General features: G+C 49.5%; 2 protein-coding genes and 1 pseudogene. 2 read left to right on the top strand and 1 reads right to left on the bottom strand.

Translation table 11 applies throughout. From position 1 onward, the window contains the following. Together nifJ and Q0338_RS04030 are read left to right on the top strand one after the other, a co-directional pair. Nucleotides 1-3,082, top strand: a 3,082-nt coding sequence (gene nifJ, locus Q0338_RS04035) for a pyruvate:ferredoxin (flavodoxin) oxidoreductase (RefSeq protein ID WP_298085636.1), incomplete at its 5' end; no start/stop codon positions are given. Between the two features lie 284 nt (nt 3,083-3,366). Beyond that, nucleotides 3,367-3,879 carry a DNA-deoxyinosine glycosylase gene (locus Q0338_RS04030; RefSeq protein ID WP_298085635.1) on the top strand — a complete coding sequence of 171 codons (513 nt, stop codon included), beginning with the start codon at nt 3,367-3,369 and terminating at the stop codon, nt 3,877-3,879. 131 nt (nt 3,880-4,010) lie between these two features. Here the strand turns inward: Q0338_RS04030 and Q0338_RS04025 are convergent. Beyond that, nucleotides 4,011-4,307 (bottom strand): annotated as a pseudogene (locus Q0338_RS04025) (hypothetical protein); the annotation flags it as partial.

Here is a 4,307-nt window from a genome sequence, read left to right as displayed (position 1 = left end):
TTTGCACTTTTTCGACGGATTTCGCACGAGCCACGAGATACAAAAGATTGAGGTGCTTGACTACGCGCACTTTGATAGGCTTCTTGACCGCGAGGCGCTGCAAAAATTTAGAGACGAGGCGCTAAGTCCCGAGAGTCCGAAAACTCGCGGTACGGCGCAAAACGACGACATCTACTTCCAGACGCGCGAGCTAGCTAACCGCTACTACGACGCGGTGCCTGATATCGTGGCCGAGTATTTAAAAGAAATTTCACAAATCACGGGACGCGATTATAGACCGTTTAATTATTACGGCGATCCGCACGCTACGCGCGTCGTGGTCGCGATGGGCTCGGTCACGCAAACTCTAGAAGAAGTCGTCGATCACCTACGCGCAAAGGGCGAAAAAGTAGGCGTGCTAAAAGTGCATCTATACCGTCCGTTTAGCCTGAAATATCTCTTTGACGTGATGCCTGAGACGGTAGAAAAGATCGCCGTGCTAGACCGCACGAAAGAGCCTGGAAGTCTAGGCGAGCCGCTATATCTGGACGTCAAGGCGGCGTTTTACGGACGCAAAAATCAGCCCGTTATCGTAGGCGGCCGCTACGGACTAAGCTCAAAAGACGTCGATCCTGCGCAAATGCTAGCCGTCTTTGAAAACTTAAATTTAGAGGGGCCTAAAAACGGCTTTACCGTCGGTATCGAGGACGACGTGACCTTCACCTCGCTAAAAGTCGGCGAGAAAATTTCGCTAAGCGACGCAAGCGTGAAAGAGTGCCTATTTTACGGTCTTGGCGCGGACGGTACCGTGGGAGCGAATAAAAACTCCATCAAAATCATCGGCGATAAAACCGAGCTTTACGCGCAGGCGTATTTTGCCTACGACAGCAAAAAATCAGGCGGCTACACGCGCTCGCACCTGCGTTTTGGTAAAAACCCGATCCGCTCGACCTACCTCGTCTCAAATCCGCACTTCGTAGCCTGCTCGGTCGCGGCGTATCTTGAAATTTACGACGTCATAGACGGCATCCGCGAGGGCGGGACGTTCCTGCTAAACTCGATCTGGGACGCCGAGCAGACGGTCGCTAAACTGCCAAATAAAGTAAAGAAAATTTTGGCCGCTAAAAAGGTAAATTTCTACATCATCAACGCCACGAAGCTAGCTCGCGAGATCGGACTAAAAAACCGCACGAACACCATCATGCAGTCGGCGTTTTTTAAACTCGCAGACATCATACCGTTTGCCGACGCGCAAAAATACATGAAAGAGTACGCGCACAAAGCCTACGCCAAAAAGGGCGAAGCGATCGTGGAGATGAACTACAAGGCTATAGATATGGGCGCGGACGGGCTGGTTAAGGTCGAGGTTGATCCTAGCTGGCTAAATTTGAGGGATGACGCGAGCGCGGAGGAAAAATACGTCGGCGACGAATTTATAGAAAAAATCGTTAAGCCTATCAACGCCGCTAGGGGCGATAATTTGCCTGTTTCGGCGTTTGTGGGCTTTGAGGACGGACACTTTAAATCAGGCACCACGGCCTACGAAAAACGCGGTATCGGCGTGATGGTGCCTAAGTGGATCGAGGAAAACTGTATCCAGTGCAATCAGTGCGCCTTCGTTTGCCCACACGCGGTCATCAGGCCGTTTCTCATCGATGAAAACGAGCTCGCCGCCGCTCCGCAAACCGTGCAAGATCACGTCCTAGACGCCAAAGGCAAAGAGGTAAAAGGGCTAAAATATAAAATCCAAGTTAGCCCGCTTGACTGCACGGGCTGCGAGCTATGCGCTCAAAACTGCCCGAGCAAGGAAAAATCGCTCGTCATGGTGCCGCTAGCCGAGGAGATGGAGCGACACGAGCAGGAAAACGCGGATTATTTGTTTAAAAAGGTAACCTACAAAGACGATCTGATGAGTAAAGAAAGCGTCAAGGGCGTTGGTTTTGCTCAGCCGTTATTTGAGTTTCACGGCGCATGCCCCGGATGCGGCGAGACGCCTTATATAGGGCTTGTGACGAGACTGTTCGGCGACCGCATGATAGTGGCAAACGCCACCGGATGTAGCTCGATCTACGGCGGTAGCGCGCCTTCGACGCCTTATACGACGAACAAAGAGGGCAAGGGCGTAGCGTGGGCAAATTCGCTGTTTGAGGATAACGCGGAGTTTGGCATGGGTATGAACGTCGCGGTCGAGACTCTGCGCCACCGTATCGAAGACGTCATGCTACGCACCAAAGACGCCGCGCCAAACGCCTTAGCCGCGCTATACTCCGACTGGATCACGCACAAAAATGACGGCGAGAAAACGACTCAAATCGCTAAAATTTTGACCCCTCTTTTGGAGCAAAATTTAAGCGTAGAGGGCGTAAAAGAAATTTTAGAGCTAAAAAGATATCTCGTCAAAAAATCCCAGTGGATCATCGGCGGCGACGGCTGGGCGTACGATATCGGCTTTGGCGGGCTTGACCACGTGCTAGCTAGCGGCGAGAACGTAAACGTGCTCGTGCTTGACACCGAAGTCTACTCAAACACCGGCGGCCAGAGCTCAAAATCCAGCCGCGCGGGCTCGATAGCGCAGTTTACCGCTAGCGGCAAGCCGATGCAAAAAAAAGACCTAGGCTACATCGCGATGACCTACGGAAATATCTTCGTCGCGCAGATCAACTCAAACGCCAGCCAGGCAAACACGATAAAAGCCATCGCCGCAGCCGAGGCATACGATGGGCCTAGCCTCGTGATCGCGTATTCGCCGTGTATCGCGCACGGTATCAAGGGCGGTATGGCGCTCTCGGGCGATCAGGGCGAGCTCGCGACCAAATGCGGCTACTGGCCGACCTACGTCTACGATCCGCGCCTAATCAAAGAGGGCAAGAACCCGCTAAAAATGACCTCAAAAGAGCCTGACTGGTCGCTTTACGAGGAGTTTTTGCTAAACGAGGTTCGCTACAACTCGCTTAAGAAAACCAACCCTGAGCACGCCGACGAGCTACTAGCTAAAAACAAGGCCGACGCGCAAAGACGCTACCGCCAGCTAAAACGCCTAAGCTTGGCTGATTTTAGCGATGAGGTCGAGGCTAGCGCGGAGACTGCCCAAAGTGCCGAATAGGGCGCAAATTTCTCTCGTCCGAATTTGACGGACAGGAGAAACTGCCTTTAAATTTAATAAAATTCGGCATATGAGATTTTATTTTGCGCCCTTAAATTTAGTCGCCAATTAACGACCAAATTTGTTTTTTCTCCCGAAATTCTAATAAATTTCGCGAGTTACTTTGAGCGGCGAAATTTGAGCTGCTTTGGTTAAAATTTATACCAAAATTCGTATAATCTAAGGAACGAAAATGGCGGATAAATTTGGCGGCATTAGTTTTAAAAACATTTAAAAGGCACGTGATGAGCGAGAAGCAAACCCATCCTTTTAAGCCGATTTTCGATCAAAATTCTAAAATTTTGATCCTCGGTTCCTTTCCCTCCGTCGTTTCTCGTAAATTCGGCTTTTACTACGCAAATCCGCAAAATCGCTTTTGGCGGATGCTGGCGCAAATTTTAAACGCGCCGCCGCCTGCGAGCACGGATGAAAAGATAAAATTCCTGCTCGCCCGCGGCATCGCCGTCTACGACGCGGCGATCTGCTGCGAGATAAAGGGCTCGAGCGACGCCAAAATGACTGCCGTCGAGCCTGCAAATTTAGAGCCGATCTTTAGCGGAGCGCGCGTCGTGCAGGTGTTCGCCAACGGCGGCAAGGCGCACGAAATCTGCGAAAAATATCTAAAAACTCAAATTTTAAATGCAACGGGCAGAGAGCCTATCAAACTACCGTCCACAAGCCCTGCAAATGCAAATTTTAGTTTTGAAAGGCTCGTGCAAGAGTGGATGGTCGTAGCTGATACATTAAGAGACGGCTAATTTTATCTATTTTACCTGTCTGTTATCGCAAACGGCAAAATCTAAAATAAATGTACCGCCAAAATTTTAAGAAGCGAGCAAAATTTAAAAAGGCTTGTTCGCTTCATTGCCGCAAATAGCGGCATAAACCGCTAGCTAGGCACGACCGAGTTTTTACGTGCGGTTTTTGTAAGCGAATAAACGACTAGTAGCATGATGAAGCCATACAGCAAGTTTGCGCTTTTTCGTGTCGATTGCATTATTTCATCGTATTTTAGAGCATTTAGAGCCTTTGCATACGGTTTTTCAGGAGCCTCTTGTGTGTTATTGCCACTTGCATTGCGATCTGTAATTTCATTAATATATTTGGCGCATTTATTTTTGGATTTAATTAATAATGTTTTATCGCAATCCAACTCTTCTAAAATCGTTTTTCTATTTTCGACTAT

It is taken from the genome of uncultured Campylobacter sp. (genome assembly GCF_938018145.1).
Classification (GTDB): domain Bacteria; phylum Campylobacterota; class Campylobacteria; order Campylobacterales; family Campylobacteraceae; genus Campylobacter_A.
Note: the sequence above shows the minus strand (reverse complement) of the source record. Positions and strands in the feature narration are given on the sequence as shown.

Excerpts from the sequence above, each read along its gene's own strand:
- Q0338_RS04030 (WP_298085635.1), top strand. The coding sequence starts at position 3,367 with ATGAGCGAGAAGCAAACCCATCCTTTTAAGCCGATTTTCGATCAAAAT.